At 61.7% G+C, this 15,048-nt stretch carries 15 protein-coding genes, 1 pseudogene and 1 other annotated feature; of the genes and pseudogenes, 6 read left to right on the top strand and 10 right to left on the bottom strand.

From position 1 onward, the window contains the following. Both ctaD and coxB read right to left on the bottom strand, forming a co-directional pair. Positions 1-1,597 (bottom strand): cytochrome c oxidase subunit I (ctaD, locus tag EOA78_RS19940; protein WP_127316615.1); only part of this gene is annotated, 1,597 nt, incomplete at its 3' end. A 37-nt stretch (positions 1,598-1,634) separates the two neighbouring features. Further along, positions 1,635-2,519, bottom strand: a complete 885-nt coding sequence (gene coxB / locus EOA78_RS19935; RefSeq protein ID WP_127316614.1) for a cytochrome c oxidase subunit II — start codon at positions 2,517-2,519, stop codon at positions 1,635-1,637. A gap of 374 nt (positions 2,520-2,893) precedes the next feature. Between coxB and EOA78_RS19930 the strand changes: the two genes are divergently transcribed. From EOA78_RS19930 to EOA78_RS19915, 4 genes and pseudogenes are all read left to right on the top strand, one after another. Then, positions 2,894-3,499 (top strand): invasion associated locus B family protein, encoded by a 606-nt coding sequence (locus tag EOA78_RS19930; RefSeq protein ID WP_127316613.1) that lies wholly within the window; start codon positions 2,894-2,896, stop codon positions 3,497-3,499. Positions 3,500-3,641: 142 nt separating this feature from the next. Then, complete coding sequence (tldD, locus tag EOA78_RS19925) at positions 3,642-5,054, top strand: metalloprotease TldD (RefSeq protein ID WP_127316612.1); 1,413 nt, start codon at positions 3,642-3,644, stop codon at positions 5,052-5,054. 247 nt (positions 5,055-5,301) lie between these two features. Continuing rightward, the gene (locus tag EOA78_RS19920; RefSeq protein WP_127316611.1) at positions 5,302-5,577 is read left to right on the top strand and encodes an AbrB/MazE/SpoVT family DNA-binding domain-containing protein; all 276 of its coding nucleotides are present in this window, start codon (positions 5,302-5,304) and stop codon (positions 5,575-5,577) included. Beyond that, a pseudogene (locus tag EOA78_RS19915) lies at positions 5,564-5,953 on the top strand (type II toxin-antitoxin system VapC family toxin). The gene EOA78_RS19920 and the pseudogene EOA78_RS19915 overlap by 14 nt, the downstream one beginning before the upstream one ends. A 24-nt stretch (positions 5,954-5,977) precedes the next feature. On the opposite strand, the gene EOA78_RS19910 reads toward EOA78_RS19915, so the two are convergent. The 4 genes from EOA78_RS19910 to EOA78_RS19895 form a co-directional block, all read right to left on the bottom strand. Then, on the bottom strand, positions 5,978-6,484 hold the full coding sequence (locus EOA78_RS19910; RefSeq protein WP_127316610.1) for an RES domain-containing protein: 507 nt from the start codon (positions 6,482-6,484) through the stop codon (positions 5,978-5,980). Further along, on the bottom strand, positions 6,477-6,848 hold the full coding sequence (locus EOA78_RS19905) for an antitoxin Xre/MbcA/ParS toxin-binding domain-containing protein (RefSeq protein WP_127316609.1): 372 nt from the start codon (positions 6,846-6,848) through the stop codon (positions 6,477-6,479). The genes EOA78_RS19910 and EOA78_RS19905 overlap by 8 nt, the downstream gene beginning before the upstream one ends. Positions 6,849-6,934: 86 nt before the next feature. Further along, the gene (locus EOA78_RS19900) at positions 6,935-8,176 is read right to left on the bottom strand and encodes a class I SAM-dependent RNA methyltransferase (protein ID WP_127316608.1); all 1,242 of its coding nucleotides are present in this window, start codon (positions 8,174-8,176) and stop codon (positions 6,935-6,937) included. Then, positions 8,173-8,967 (bottom strand): TlyA family RNA methyltransferase, encoded by a 795-nt coding sequence (locus EOA78_RS19895; protein ID WP_127316607.1) that lies wholly within the window; start codon positions 8,965-8,967, stop codon positions 8,173-8,175. The genes EOA78_RS19900 and EOA78_RS19895 overlap by 4 nt, the downstream gene beginning before the upstream one ends. Positions 8,968-9,132: 165 nt before the next feature. Between EOA78_RS19895 and EOA78_RS19890 the strand changes: the two genes are divergently transcribed. After that, on the top strand, positions 9,133-9,534 hold the full coding sequence (locus tag EOA78_RS19890; RefSeq protein WP_127316606.1) for a GFA family protein: 402 nt from the start codon (positions 9,133-9,135) through the stop codon (positions 9,532-9,534). 260 nt (positions 9,535-9,794) lie between these two features. Here the strand turns inward: EOA78_RS19890 and EOA78_RS19885 are convergent, their stop codons facing one another. Then, positions 9,795-10,457 (bottom strand): NAD(P)H-dependent oxidoreductase, encoded by a 663-nt coding sequence (locus EOA78_RS19885; protein ID WP_127316605.1) that lies wholly within the window; start codon positions 10,455-10,457, stop codon positions 9,795-9,797. 98 nt (positions 10,458-10,555) lie between these two features. Here EOA78_RS19885 and EOA78_RS19880 point away from each other — a divergent pair, with 98 nt between their 5' ends. Next, a complete protein-coding gene (locus EOA78_RS19880) occupies positions 10,556-11,419 on the top strand; it encodes a LysR family transcriptional regulator (RefSeq protein ID WP_127316604.1) in 864 nt (287 codons plus the stop codon). 184 nt (positions 11,420-11,603) lie between these two features. Continuing rightward, positions 11,604-11,659 (bottom strand) — a sequence feature (sul1 is cis-regulatory element that is thought to sense ions involved in sulfur or methionine metabolism; They are found in Alphaproteobacteria). 143 nt (positions 11,660-11,802) lie between these two features. On the opposite strand, the gene dxs is transcribed toward EOA78_RS19880, so the two are convergent. The 3 genes from dxs to EOA78_RS19865 all read right to left on the bottom strand — a co-directional run bounded on the left by dxs (position 11,803) and on the right by EOA78_RS19865 (position 15,047). After that, the gene (dxs, locus tag EOA78_RS19875; RefSeq protein ID WP_127316603.1) at positions 11,803-13,716 is read right to left on the bottom strand and encodes a 1-deoxy-D-xylulose-5-phosphate synthase; all 1,914 of its coding nucleotides are present in this window, start codon (positions 13,714-13,716) and stop codon (positions 11,803-11,805) included. A 133-nt stretch (positions 13,717-13,849) separates the two neighbouring features. Continuing rightward, positions 13,850-14,770: a pirin family protein gene (locus EOA78_RS19870; RefSeq protein ID WP_127316602.1), complete on the bottom strand. Its 921-nt coding sequence runs from the start codon at positions 14,768-14,770 to the stop codon at positions 13,850-13,852. 10 nt (positions 14,771-14,780) lie between these two features. Further along, positions 14,781-15,047, bottom strand: coding sequence for a DUF2277 domain-containing protein (locus EOA78_RS19865; RefSeq protein ID WP_023716908.1), 267 nt, complete (start codon positions 15,045-15,047; stop codon positions 14,781-14,783). Between the last annotated feature and the right edge of the window lies 1 nt (position 15,048).

The raw sequence follows: 15,048 nt of genomic DNA, 5'->3' as shown, positions 1-15,048 counted from the left end.
GCCATTCAAGCGTCGTTGCACCCTCGCCCCATGGATTGGCGCCAGCTACCCGCTTCTTCTGGAACGCCTCGAACACGCCGTAGAGGAAGATGACCACGCCGACAGCGGAAATATACGAGCCGTAGGACGACACCATGTTCCAGCCGGCAAACGCATCCGGATAGTCGATGTAGCGGCGCGGCATGCCGGACAGGCCGAGGAAATGCTGCGGGAAGAAGACGAGGTTGACGCCGACGAAGGTGACCCAGAAGTGGGTGTTGGCGATGACAGGCGAATACATGTAGCCGGTCATCTTCGGGAACCAGTAGTACCAGCCGGCGAAGATGGCAAAGACCGCGCCCAGCGACAGCACATAATGGAAATGCGCGACCACGTAGTAGGTGTCGTGCAGCGGGCGGTCGAGACCGGCATTGGCAAGCTGGACGCCGGTAACGCCGCCGACAGTGAACAGGAAGATGAAACCAATCGCCCACAGCATCGGGGTTTTGAGCGAAATCGACCCGCCCCACATGGTGGCGATCCACGAGAATATCTTTACGCCCGTCGGCACCGCGATAACCATGGTGGCGAAGACGAAATAGCGCTGCGTGTCGAGCGACAGGCCGGTCGTGTACATGTGATGCGCCCAGACGATGAAGCCGACCGCACCGATCGCGACCATGGCATAGGCCATGCCGAGATAGCCGAAGATGGGCTTCTTCGAGAAAGTCGAGACGATATGGCTGACGATGCCGAAGCCCGGCAGGATCAGGATGTAGACTTCCGGATGCCCGAAGAACCAGAACAGGTGCTGGAACAGGATCGGGTCGCCGCCGCCATCCGGCGCGAAGAAGGTGGTGCCGAAGTTGCGATCGGTCAAAAGCATGGTGATGCCGCCGGCCAGAACCGGAAGCGACAACAGCAGCAGGAAAGCGGTGATCAGCACCGACCAGGCAAACAGCGGCATCTTGTGCAGCGTCATGCCAGGCGCGCGCATGTTGAAGATGGTGGTGATGAAATTGATGGCGCCGAGAATCGACGAAGCGCCGGCGATGTGCAGCGACAGGATCGCAAGGTCCATCGCCGGTCCCGGCTGGCCCGACGTCGATAGCGGCGGATAGATCGTCCAGCCGCCGCCGACGCCGTAGGCGCCAGGCGCGCTCGGCACGAAGGCCGAGATGATCAGCAGGATGAAAGCCGGTGGCAGCAGCCAGAACGAGACGTTGTTCATGCGCGGGAAAGCCATGTCGGGCGCACCGATCATGATCGGCACCATCCAATTGGCGAAACCGCCGATCAGCGCCGGCATGACCATGAAGAAGATCATGATCAGCGCATGCGCAGTGGTGAAGGCATTGTACATGCTCTTGCCGCCATCGAGCGCGGCGTCGGCATTCAAGCCGTAGACCATCTGCGCCAGGCCGGTGAAAATCTGGATCCCCGGCTCCTGCAGTTCCATGCGCATGACGACCGAAAGGGCACCGCCGACGCAGCCCGCCATGATCGCGAAGATCAGATAGAGCGTACCGATATCCTTGTGGTTGGTCGAATTCACCCACCGGACCCAGCCATGATACGGCTTATGGTCGTGATCGTCGTGAGCTGCAGCGTCTGCCATGTTCGGCTCCGTTCCCTGATCTTTTCTGGTCGCGGCATCAGTTGCCGGCGACCGCTACCTTGTCTTTGCTGTCGACCTCGGCCATCAGCGCCTTGTTGGCGCCGGGAAGGTCGGTGCCGGCTGCCGCCAGCCAGGTCTTGTACTGGGCGTCGGAGACGACGCGGATCGCGATCGGCATGAAGGCGTGGTCCTTGCCGCAGAGTTCCGAACACTGGCCGTAATAGAGGCCTTCCTTTTCCGCCTTGAACCAGACCTCGTTGATGCGGCCCGGAACCGCGTCGGTCTTGATGCCGAAGGACGGCATGGCAAAGGCGTGGATCACGTCCGCCGCCGTCACCAGCACCCGGGTCATGGTGTTGACCGGCACCACCATCTCGTTGTCGACGGCGAGCAGGCGCGGATAAACGCCGCGATCCTCCTTGCCGGCCGCCGCGCGGTCAGAATCCACCAGGATCGCGGAGTTGAAGGAAAGCGTGTTTTCGGTCTGGTATTCGTAGTCCCAGTTCCACTGGTTGCCGGTCGCTTTAATGGTCAGCTTGGCTTCTTCCGGCGGTGTGTATTGCGCGGTCAGGAGCTGAAACGAAGGGATGGCGAGACAGAGCAGCACGACGACCGGCCCAACCGTCCAGATCACCTCGATCAGCGTGTTATGGCTGGTGCGCGACGGGATCGAGTTGACGCTGGCACGGAATTTCAAGATGCAATAGGCGATAAGAGCGAGCACGAAGAGGGTGATCGGCACGATGAACCACAGCGTGTATTGCTCGAACCAGGCGATCTGCCGCATCATCTCGGTGGCGGCGGGCTGGAAGGTCATTTCCCACGGCGCAGGCTGGGCCGCATGGGCGGATGCGCCGGTGAACAATGTGGCGGCAGCCCACGCGCTCGCTAGGAGTTTGGCGCCTGCTAGGAATTTTCTCATTGCCGTCATTATCTCCCAGTTCCTCGCGATCGGACCGCAAGCATATCGAACAACGCCGGGACGGGAATCCCGGACAGTCCCGAGGCTGGTTCAAACCATACTCTATTTGCCTCCGCAAGAAAGGAGCGGAGGAAACCGTGCGGCATTTTTGCGCGCAAGCTCGGCTGCGCATTTTGGCGGCGGCCGCGGCGGTGGCGGATCGCGGAAGCCCGAGCGGCGGACTGTCCTGGCAAAATGCGCCGGGCTGTCGCAATTCGGGCGAATTTGGCACGGAAAAGCGCACAATTGCCTTGGTCGAGGCCGGCCGGCAGTGGTCTCATCCTTTACTTGCCCTTGGCGCGGCTTAAAGTGCCGTGATTCGCAATGGAGCCGTCATGAATTCTTGGCTTTGGAGACTTGGGCTTTCGAGACTTGGGCTTTCGAAACTTGGGCTTTCGAGAAGCTTGGCGAAGGTCATTCTTCTCGCTGCCGTGTCTAGCGTTGGCCTATCTGGCGTTGGCCTATCTGGCGTTGGCTTGTCTGGCATCGGCCAGGCCAATGCTGCGCAGCCAAGCGGCAAGGTGCGGTCGACGCATGGCGCATGGTCGATCATCTGCGACACTCCGGCCGGGGCCACATCAGAACAATGCGTGATGATGCAGAACGTCGTCGCCGAGGACCGTCCCGAGATGGGGCTTTCCGTCGTCGTGCTGCGCACCGCCGACAACAAGGCTGAAATCCTGCGCGTGCTGGCGCCGCTCGGCGTGCTGCTGCCCAACGGGCTCGGCCTCAATGTCGATGGCAAGGACATCGGCCGGGCCTATTTCGTGCGCTGCTTCCAGGACGGCTGCTATGCCGAGGTCATTCTCGAAAAGCCGCTGCTCGACACGCTGAAGACCGGAACGTCAGCCACCTTCATCGTCTTCCAGACGCCGGAGGAAGGCATCGGCATCCCGGTCGAGCTCAAGGGTTTCGCCGACGGGTTCGCCGCCCTGCCTTGAGAACCGGTCAGAACCCAAGATCCTACAGACGAAAAAGCGATTGTGACCGGCCTTTGGCGATGACAATTGTCATCGCCGATTGTCTGGGCGCACCTTCGCGCCTACATCGTGAGGACAATCTCTTTCCACGGACGGACCTGCCATGAACAGCCTGATCGGCCAATTCGACATTTCCGACGATCGCATCAAACAGATCGTCGCCGAGACCATCAACGGCGCCGACGACGGCGAGCTGTTCCTCGAATACAGCGAAAGCGAAGCGCTGATGTTCGACAACGGGCGGCTGAAGACCGCCAACTTCAACACAGATCAAGGCTTTGGTCTGCGCGCCGTCGCGGGCGAAGCGAGTGGCTACGCGCATTCCAGCGATCTTTCGGAAGCATCGCTGCTGCGCGCAGCCGACGCGGTCTCAACGGTGAAGGGCGGCTATTCCGGCACGCTTGCCGCGGCGCCCGCCCGCACCAACCGTCACCTCTACGGCGACGAGAACCCGATCCCCGCGCCCTCCTTCGAGGCGAAGGCCAAGCTCCTTCAGGAACTCGATGCGTGGCTGCGAGCCGAGGATCCGCGCGTGCGACAGGTGACGGCTTCGCTCGCCGCCTCCTGGCAACATGTCGAGATCGTGCGCGCCGACGGCCAGGTGGTGCGCGACATCCGCCCGCTGGTCAGGATCAACGTGTCGGTGGTGGTCGGCAATGGCGACCGCCAGGAGAGCGGCTCCTACGGCATGGGCGGGCGCAAGGCGTTTGGCGAATTTCTGGTCGAGGAGAGTTGGAAGCACGCCGCCAAGGAGGCGCTGCGGCAAGCGCTGGTCAATCTCGAAGCGATCCCGGCGCCCGCCGGCACCTTCGACATCGTCCTGTCCAGCGGTTGGCCGGGCGTCATGCTGCACGAGGCCGTCGGCCACGGGCTGGAAGGCGACTTCAACCGCAAGAAAACATCGGCTTTCGCCGGGCTGATGGGCCAGCAGGTGGCCGCGAAGGGTGTCACCGTCGTCGACGACGGCACCATGGCCGAGCGGCGCGGCTCGCTGACCGTCGATGATGAAGGAACACCTTCGGCCCGCAACGTGCTGATCGAAGACGGCAAGCTTGTCGGCTATATGCAGGATCGCCAGAACGCCCGGCTGATGGGCATGAGGGCCACCGGCAACGGGCGGCGCGAGGGCTACGCGCACCAGCCGATGCCGCGCATGACCAACACCTACATGACCTCAGGCGACATGGAGCCGGACGAAATCATCGCGTCGGTCAAGAATGGCATCTATGCCGTTTCCTTCGGCGGCGGCCAGGTCGACATCACCTCGGGCAAGTTCGTGTTTGGCTGCACCGAGGCCTACATGATTGAAAATGGCAAGGTGACGCAGCCGATCAAGGGCGCCATGCTGATCGGCAATGGGCCTGACGCCATGCACCGCGTATCGATGATCGGCAACGACATGAAGCTCGACACCGGAATCGGCATGTGCGGCAAGGCCGGCCAGGGCGTGCCAGTCGGCGTCGGCCAGCCGCATCTCAGGATGAACCAGATGACGGTCGGCGGCACACGGGTTTGATGGAGTCGATGCCGAATTATCGCCGCCACGGAACAACCAGTCCCCGCCGCCCACTGCCTCGTCATCGCGTCGATTAGGCCTAGCTTGCGCCTTGAATTTGGCGAGAGCTTCGGCTATCTTACGCTCGTCTTACACCTAGAGCGGTTCAGCTTTTGATTGAATCGCTGGCCCCTCTGCTATTTTTTGCCGCAATTCCGGACGGAAAGCCGCTACGACTTTCCTGGAATTGCTCTAAGGACGTGCCGAGATGGCTGCCGCGGAAAAGCTCATAACTACGGTCTCGACCAAGGGACAGGTCATTTTGCCCAGTGCGATCCGGAAACGGAGGGAATGGGACGCTGGCACACGCCTTCTGGTCGAGGACACCCCAGAGGGCGTGCTGCTGAAGCCTGCGCCAGCCTTCGCCGAGACGCGGCCAGAGGACGTGTTTGGATCCCTGCCCCATAGAGGCAGGCCGAAGACATTGGAAGAAATGGACGCGGGTGTGCTCGCCGAAGCGCGGCGGCGCCATGCTCGCGATTGATACCAACCTGATCGTCCGCTACCTGACGGGCGATCACCCGACGCAGTCTTCCCGCGCCCGGGCGCTGATCGATAGCCAGCCGGTCTTTGTCACTGTCACGGTGATCCTGGAAGCCGAGTGAGTGTTGCGCAGCACCTACGGTTTTGCGCCGCTCGAAATCGCTCGTACGTTACGGGCGTTCAGCGGGCTTCCCACAGTGGAGGTGGAGGACGGCGCGGTCGTGTCGTCCGCGCTCGACCTCTCGGAAAGGGGATTGGATTTCGCTGATGCGCTGCATCTGGGCAAGTCCGCTCACTGCGCTGGCTTCGCGACCTTTGACCGCAAGTTCGTCAAGACTGCAAAGGCGGCCGGATATGACGGCGTGAAAGAAGCCTAGCGGCCCGGCCAGTTTCGAACTGCCCTACAGCCACGATGACGGCGTTTTCGGCAGGCGATGGTCGGGATCAATAACTCTGAGACGCGGCGCATCGTCCTCGTTCCAGCGCCAGAGCGCAACGCATGTGCCGCCGGGCGACATAAAGGACGGGTAGATCACGCCGTGCTGCCCATCGGCAATCAGGCGATCTCTCAGCGTGTGCGTCTCAGGCACCAGGTCTTGATCCATGATGTCGCGCCATTCGCATCGGTGAGTGTCTGCCGTCACGCCGAGCTTGGTCAGCACATCAGCGTCCGTCAGGTTGGCCAGCCGCGCGCCTGAAAGTTCGAGCTGCGCAATCAGCGCCGGATGCTGGACAAAACCCTGGTTGTACTCCGCCCAAGCGGTGGACAATTCCCGCGCAGCATAGATGGTCGGGGTGCCCACCGGATTCCAGCGCCCGCCAAAGCGGACCGCTCCTTCGCCGGAAAGCGGCAAATGCGCCCAACGCGGCACGAAGGCACGCCATAGGCTGAGTCTGTTTTCAGGCATAGATGCCGGAGCGGACTGCCTCCAGATAGGCAAGCACCTTGTCCGTCTTGCCCTCTCTAACGAGATCGTAGGCGGTCTTTCCCGCCCAGCCGGGGATCGGCTGATGCTTGAACCAGATCGCCGCACGCTGTTCATCACCGGCCATCTCGCCTGCCATCGCCAGGATACGGACAATTGGACTCAATGCAGCATCGACCTTGCGCGCGCCGGTCTTGGCGGCAAGCGTGTTGCGCGCTACGCCGATCAGGCCCGCCAGTTCGGTCAGATTGACGCCCAGCAATTCAGCCACCCGTCTTGCCGAAAGAAAGGGCGTCCGTTCCTCGCCAAAGCGCGATGCTCGAATTTCGAGGGCTGCGGTATTCATGACGGCTTCCTAGCGCGTTTTGAACGGCATCTGATCAAAATAGGCTCATTTCTGGCGCAATTCAAGCTCAAATAAATGCAAGCCTACTACCGCCTTCTCCTTGGCTTCTCCAAAAGCGCGACGGCCTCGACATGCGGTGACCACAGGAACTGGTCGATCGGCGTCACTCTTTTCAGCGCATAGCCGCCGTCGATGAGGATGCGCAGGTCGCGCGCCAGCGTCACCGGATTGCAGGAAACCGCAGCGACAAGCGGCACGTCGGAACGGGCAATCTGCTTCGACTGGTCTTCGGCGCCGGCGCGGGGTGGATCGAAGACGACGCCACCGAAGGCATTCAGCTCCTTGAATGTAAGCGGCCGCCGGAACAGGTCGCGGCGTTCGCTGGTCACTCGTTTCAGACCGCTGGCGAAACGGAACGCCCGGTCGAGCGCCGAAAGCGCTGCCGCATCGCCTTCCACCGCATGGACTTCCGACTCCGCGGCAAGGCGTAGCGCAAAGCTGCCGCAACCGGCGAAGAGATCGGCGACCTTTTTGGCGCGCGCAAGGTGCCGGCCGACTATGTCCGCCATCGCCTGCTCGGCGGCCGCGGTGGCCTGCAGGAAAGCGCCCGGCGGCACCTCGACAGCGACGTTGCCGAACATGACAACCGGCTTCTTGGGCTCGATGATGATCTCGCCATCGATCGAAAGCCTGGCCAATCCCTGAGCGATGACGAAGTTGGAGGCGACGCGGCGTTGGTTCTCACCAAGCTTGCCGGACTCGTGGACCGCGACATCGAGGCCGGAACCGGTCACCGTGACCGTCATGCGGAACGATTTCGTCGTTGCGCAAACCAATTCTGCGAGTGCTTTCAGACGGTCGAGCTTTGCGACGATCTCGGGTAGCGAGATCGGGCATTCCTCGATGGAAATGATTTCGGACGACAGCGCGCGAACAAAGCCGAGCAGCATGCCGGCCTCGCTCCGTCGGGCGGTGAACACGACGCGTCGACGCGTCTGCGGCGCGCACGGCACCAGCGCTTCAACGTCACTGGCGATTCCCTTGCTGTTGAGCACATGCGCAACCTTGTCGCGCTTCCACTGATGATAAGCTTCGGCCTCAAGATGCTGGATGGCGCAGCCGCCGCATTCGGTGAAATGTCGGCAGGCGGGATCGATACGAAGCGGCGACGCTTCCAGCACCGCCATCAGCCTGGCACGGTCCTTTTCGCGCGCGGCGGTGATGGTTTCACCGGGCAGTGTGAACGGAATGAAAAGCTCGCCGGTTTCGGTCTCGGCGACGCCGTCGCCCTGGGATCCCAGCCTTGTGATCGTGAAGCGCGCGTTCATCGGCCTCCGATCCCCTTATTCTCGACTCCGGCGTCCTTGATCCCGGCGAGCAGGAACTCGCGGTTGCCATCGCCGCCTTCGATCGGCGACAGATGCAATCCCAGCGAGCGCCAGCCGGGGACGCCGTCCAGCCAATCCTGCAGCAGGCCGGCCACCCGCGCGGCATCGTATGGGTCTTTCAGCAAGCCGCCCTTACCGATCGCCTCGCGGCCCGCCTCGAATTGCGGCTTGACCAGAAATATTGCTCTGGCGCCGCTGCTGGCAATGGCGAGCGCCGGCGGCAGCGCCAGTTTCAACGAGATGAAGCTGACATCGGAGACGATAAAATCCGGAATCCGATCGGCAAGATCGGCGGCGGAAAGATCACGGGCGTTCAATCCCTCGATCACCGTCACACGCGGATCGCCAGCGATATCCGGATGTATCTGGCCATGCCCGACATCGATCGCCGTGACATGTGCCGCGCCGCGTTCAAGCAAGACCTGAGTGAAGCCTCCGGTCGAGGCGCCGACGTCCAGCGCTTCGCTGCCGGCGGGATCGAGACCGAAATGATCGAGCCCGGCGATCAGCTTCAGCGCAGCACGCGACACGTAACCCAGTGCCGGATCATCGACGGCTATGAGGCAATCAGCCAGGACGGTCTGGCCGGGCTTGCGGGCGATGACGCCATCGGCCGTCACCGTACCGCGCTCGATCGCGTCGCGGGCGCGAGAGCGGCTGGGAAACAGGCCGCGTGCGACGAGAAGTTCGTCGAGCCGCTGGCGTGGGCTGGCTGGCAAAGGGGAGTTCATCGGCCTTCATGGCGAAAGCCCGTCACGAAGGCAAGGATATTGGGAAGAACAACGAACATCTTGGGGGAAAGCAGGCCGCGCCACAATCTGTTGAATATCGCACCAGGTCCGGCACAATGTTGGGAACCATATGCCGTTTTGCTGCCAGAACGTGAAGGAAGACGGATGCTGACCGGAACCTGCCATTGTGGCGCGGCCCACTGGACGTTGGAGGGCGATCCCGGCTCGATCACAGCCTGCAATTGCACGCTGTGCCGCCGCTATGGCGCGCTGTGGGCTTACGATTATGTTGACGAACGCATCCGTCTTGCGGGACCGACAAGTGCTTATACGCGCTCCGGAAAGGATGCCCCGTCGCTCGAGATTCTGTTCTGTCCGACATGCGCCTGTGTGCTGGCCTGGCGTGGTTTGCGCGCCAGTGCCGCCGGTCGCACTCGGATCGCCGTCAATGTGAGGCTTGCGCCGCCTGACACCGTCGCCGACTTGCCAATCGACCATTTCGATGGCCTCCTCACGTTCGAGGACCTGCCGCGCGATGGTCGCTGCGTGCGCGACATGTGGTTCTAATGCATGCCGCGCAAAAACATGCCCTCGGGCTTGAACCGAGGGTGCGCAGCGGTTTTGCGACAACGCATGCGTAAAACAAGAACTTTAAGCGCGTCGCAAGAGTCCGTTCAAATGCGACGCGCTTTAGCGGAAAAATCTGACATTCAGTACCGGTGCAGAAGGGCGGAAGACGACCCCTTGCGCCGACCGGCTCGGTCCACCATGAGGCGAGCTTCGAGTCTCCAGAACCGCCCTTCTTGTCCGCAGCAAGCGCTTCATAATCACGCAATCGCCTCTGTTGTCCGCGACAGTAGGTCTTCCGCGAGCCGTGACGCGGCCTCCCGTGCATCCTGGCGAGCCGCATGGTCGATATCGGGTCCAAAGAGGGTCTTCTGGATGATCAGACTGCGGACATCTTCGATACCGATGAAGCGCAACCACGCTTGTACATAGGGTTTTTGATAATCGAAGCGCTGCGCCGGAGTATTGGACTGCGCCGCATAGTCGAGACCTCGTGCATGGACGACCACTGCGATCTTATCCCGGAGCAGTCCTCCGAACCCGTGTTCAGGATCGAACGAGAAAAGGATGTCCTTCTGCGATACCAGGTCGATGAAGTGCTTGAGCTTGTAGGGAATGCTGAAATTCCACAGGGGCGTCGACAGCAGGAGAATATCCGCCCAGTGCAGTTGCTGCGCCAATTCTTGCAACGTGGCCCATGCCTGCTGCTGAGAAGGGGTAAGCGGCGTGCCGCTGAGCCCCGCATATTTGGCCAACATCGCGTCCTCACCGAATTCCGGCAGGTCGACATCCCATAGGTCGAGCGTTGAAATCTCCAAGTCCGGTCGCCGAGCACGACAGCTTTGAACAAAGGCCTCGGCGACCTCACGCGAGGCGGAACGCTCTTTGCGGGGCGAGGAAACGATATGCAGCAGCTTGGTCATGGATTGTCCTTGCTTATTGGGACGAACCGCATTGCGCCATATTTTGATTCGATATAGAAATTGAGATTGTCGACGATATTCATCATGGGTCAGAATATATGTTGGAGTTGGTCCTGCTCAAGACGTTCGTCGCCGTGTTCGACGAAGGCGGCTTCAGTCGGGCAGCAGCGCGACTGAACCTTACGCAGTCGGCTGTCAGTGGGCACCTGCGCCGTCTCGAAGAGCAGGTCGGAAAGCCGTTACTCAACAGAACGACGCGCTCACTGGACGTGACACCCGATGGCGAGCGCCTGCTCGGCTATGCCCGGGCGATGCTCGCCCTTAACCGGGATGCTTTGGCCGATCTGGCGCAGACACCCTTTCACGGCAGGGTTCGCGTCGGCCTTTCGGAAGACTTCGCACAGGTCCCCATCCTTCGCGCCTTGCAGGCGTTCGGCGCTGATCGCCCCGGATTGCAGGTCGAGGTGCAAGTCGGGATTCCGGGTGAGCTCCTCTCGAAGATGAAGGAGGGCAACATCGAACTGGTGCTCGGATCACAATGTGAGGGTGAGGAGATGGGGCGCCTCCTGTGGCGCGAGCCCCTTGTCTGGGCATGGGCGGATCATACCGGCGTGTATCTTCCAGACCCGCTGCCGTTGGCTGTGTTGCCGGAACCTTGCCCATACAGGGAAGTTGCTCTTGAACGGCTTGCCAAGGCCGGGATCAGCCAGCGCACGGTGATGATCTGCACCAGCAACGCCAGCCTGAGGGCGGCTGCCATCTCCGGCTTTGCTGTAGCACCGATGATCGCCAGTCAGCTGAGAAGCGGCCTGGTCAGGATACCCAAAAGCTACGGTCTGCCAGAGTTACCAGAAGCGCAGTTCAGGCTATTTGCCGCATCGAAAGGCGATAGTTCCGTCCTCGAAGAACTGGCGGATGCCATCATGAACGCCGTTCCTCGAAGGCACGCTGGCGAGGAGTGATCCTGGACTCAACGCTTGCTTCCAAGCGATATGGAACACTCGATGAGACGGACCAGGGCATCACAAATCTACAAGACGACGGGCAACATCCGCAGCGTCCATCAAGCTAGGCATGAAATGTCCATTGAAAACACAAAACCGCGCAGATCGGACGATCCGTTCAAAGGCTCACGAATGGCGGTTGCGTTGTCCGGCGGATCGGCGGCAGGAAGAGCCACCCGGATTTTCACCGGGTCCGATCGAATGACCCTCTATAGAGCGAGAGCATCCCGCATTGCAACATGACCCGAGAGCGACACTTGCCCGGCCATTGCACGCGAGCAACGTAAACAGTCGGTTACGACCGCCTGTCGACAAGCTGATTCAAGCCGTTGAGATTTGATTCAGGCGCTTTGCGCGCTGGCGGTGCGTCCCAGCGCCACGAAGACGGTGCGCACGATGCCTGCGGCGTCCAGCCCGGCGTCGGCATACATCTTTTCGGGCTTGGCGTGATCTGTGAATGCGTCCGGCAACACAAGCGGGCGCACCTTCAGGCCGTTTTCCAGCAGCCCTTCATGGGCCAGGAATTGCAGCACATGGCTGGCGAAGCCGCCGACCGCGCCCTCTTCCACCGTCACCAGCACCTCGTGCGAGCGCGCCAGCCGCCTGATCAGGTCCTCGTCGAGCGGCTTGGCGAAACGAGCATCGGCGACCGTGGTGGAAAGCCCTGCCGCGCCGAGCTCCTCGGCCGCAGCCAGGCAATCCTGCAACCGCGTGCCGAAGGAAAGCAGCGCAACCTTGGTGCCCTCCCTGACGATACGGCCCCTGCCGATTTCGAGAACCGAGCCACGCTCCGGCAGGTCGACGCCGACACCGTTGCCGCGCGGGTAGCGGAAGGCAATGGGGCCTTCATCATAGCTTGCCGCCGTGCGCACCATGTGGCGCAGTTCCGCCTCGTCCGCCGCGGCCATGACGACGAAACCGGGCAGCGTCGCCAAAAAAGTCGTATCGAAGGCGCCGCAATGGGTCGCCCCATCGGCACCGACGAAGCCGGCGCGATCGATCGGAAAGCGCACCGGCAGTTTTTGGATCGCGACGTCATGAACGACCTGGTCGTAGGCGCGCTGCAGGAAGGTCGAATAGATCGCAGCGAAAGGTTTGAAGCCTTCCGTGGCAAGGCCGGCGGCAAAAGTCACCGCATGTTGCTCGGCGATGCCCACATCGAAGGTCCTCGCCGGGAACGCCTCGCCGAAGAGGTCGAGGCCGGTGCCGTTCGGCATGGCGGCGGTGATGGCGACGATGCGATCATCTTCGCGGGCTTCCTGGATCAGGCTTTCGGCAAAGACCTTCGTGTAGCTCGGCGCGTTGGCCGGCGCCTTGGCCTGCGCGCCGGTAATGACGTCAAATTTGTTGACGCCGTGATATTTGTCGGCGGCCGCCTCGGCCGGTCCATAGCCCTTGCCCTTCTGGGTTACGACATGGATCAGCACCGGGCCGTCGGCATTGTCGCGGACGTTCTTCAGCACCGGAATCAGGTGCTCGAGATTATGACCGTCGATCGGGCCGATGTGATAGAAACCCATTTCCTCGAACAGCGTGCCGCCGGTGACGTAGCCGCGCGCATGCTCGACCGCCCGCTTGATGGCGCGATCTGCGCGTTCGCCGAGATAGGACGTCAGCTTCTTGCCGAAATCGCGCAAGCCCAGATAGGCCTTGCCCGACGCAAGGCGGGCCAGATAGGCACTCATTGCGCCAGTCGGCGGAGCGATCGACATGTCGTTGTCGTTGAGGATGACGATCAGACGGGCATCGAGCGCGCCAGCATTGTTCATCGCCTCATAGGCCATGCCGGCCGACATGGCGCCGTCGCCGATAACGGCAATGACATTGTTACGGCCACCGGAGAGATCGCGTGCCATTGCCATGCCGAGGCCGGCGGAAATAGAGGTCGAGGAGTGGGCGGCGCCGAACGGATCGTATTCGCTCTCGGCGCGCTGGGTGAAACCGGACAGGCCGCCCTCTTGCCGCAGCGTGCGGATACGGTCGCGGCGGCCGGTCAGGATCTTGTGCGGATAGGCCTGGTGACCGACATCCCAGATCAGCCGGTCGTCTGGCGTGTTGAAGACATAGTGCAATGCCACCGTCAGTTCGACCACGCCAAGGCCAGCACCGAGATGTCCGCCGGTGTGGGACACGGCGTCGATCAACTCGGTGCGAAGCTCCGATGCCAACTGCGGCAGATCACGTTCGTCAAGCGTCCTGAGGTCGGCCGGGATGCGGACCTTGTCGAGAAGTGGCGTATGGAGCTTTGCGTTCACTGGTGGTAGGGCCTGCTTTTTATCCACGTGCGAAATAGGCCGCTGGCCGGCGAATGTAAATGCGTGCGAGTGACGCGGCGTAGATTCAAAGTGTTAGGGTTTCCTTAACGCATCCAAAAGGACGCGCGGCGCTCTAATTGTCCGGCAGCGGAATGAACTCTTCTTCATCTCCAGGAACGATATCGAAGCGGCCTGTCTTCCACTCTTCTTTCGCCTGTTCGATGCGTTCCTTCGACGATGACACGAAATTCCACCAGATGTAGCGCTTTGAGCCGAGCGAGGCGCCGCCGAACAGCATGAAATGCGCTCCACCTTCCGAGGACACGACGATCTCGTCATCTGGCCGGAACACCAGCAGCCGCTCTGCCGGAAAGCGGTCGCCGGAGATCGAAACCTCGCCTTCCAACGTATAGATGGCGCGCTCCTCGGCATCGGCAGGGATTTTCACGCTGGCCTCGGGCGCCAGGCTGAGGTCTGCATAGAGCGTGTCCGAAGCGGTCACGACCGGAGACCGCAGCCCGGAAAAGGCGCCGATGACGACGCGCCCGCTGATGCCTTCGGCGTCGATTTCGGGCAGACGCATGGCCGCCGTATTCTCGAAGATCGGTTCGACCTCCTCCTTATCGTCGGGCAGCGCCAGCCATGTCTGCAGGCCGGAAACCGACATCGGCGCGCCGCGCAGCTCCTGTGGCGTACGCTCGGAATGGACGATACCGCGGCCGGCGGTCATCAAATTCACGTCACCGGGCTGGATTACCATTTCGGTGCCGAGCGAATCGCGATGTCTGATCTTGCCGTCGAACAGGTAAGTCACCGTCGACAGGCCGATATGGGGATGCGGACGGACATCGAGCGCCTGGCCGGCCCGCAAAATCGCCGGGCCCATGCGATCGAAGAAGATGAAGGGGCCTACCAGCCGGCGCCTGGCGGTTGGCAAGGCACGCCGAACCTGAAAGCCGCCAATGTCCTTGGCGTTCGGAATGACCATCAGTTCGATCTGGTCGCTGGCGAAGGCGTCACCGGGCAGAGGGTCGTTTCCGGGGAAGAAGCTCATGCGGTCTTCCTCAGGCGAAGCGGAGTGCAGACTTGGCTTTCGCCTTGGCCGCCACCTCTTCGCGATTGCGCGGATGCTGTGTCGTCTCGAGGCTGTCTAGCAATTCGCGCGCCGACGCGGCTATGGCCTCGACGGCGTGGTCGAACGCATGCTGGTTCTGTTTCGACGGCCGCGTCGTTCCGCTCAGCTTGCGGACAAACTGGAGTGCGGCATCGCGGACCTCGTCATTGGTTGCCGGCGGATCGAAATTGAACAGGGTCTTGATGTTTCTGCACATC

The organism is Mesorhizobium sp. M5C.F.Cr.IN.023.01.1.1 (assembly GCF_003997585.1).
Classification (GTDB): Bacteria; Pseudomonadota; Alphaproteobacteria; order Rhizobiales; family Rhizobiaceae; genus Mesorhizobium; species Mesorhizobium wenxiniae.
Note: the sequence above shows the minus strand (reverse complement) of the source record. Positions and strands in the feature narration are given on the sequence as shown.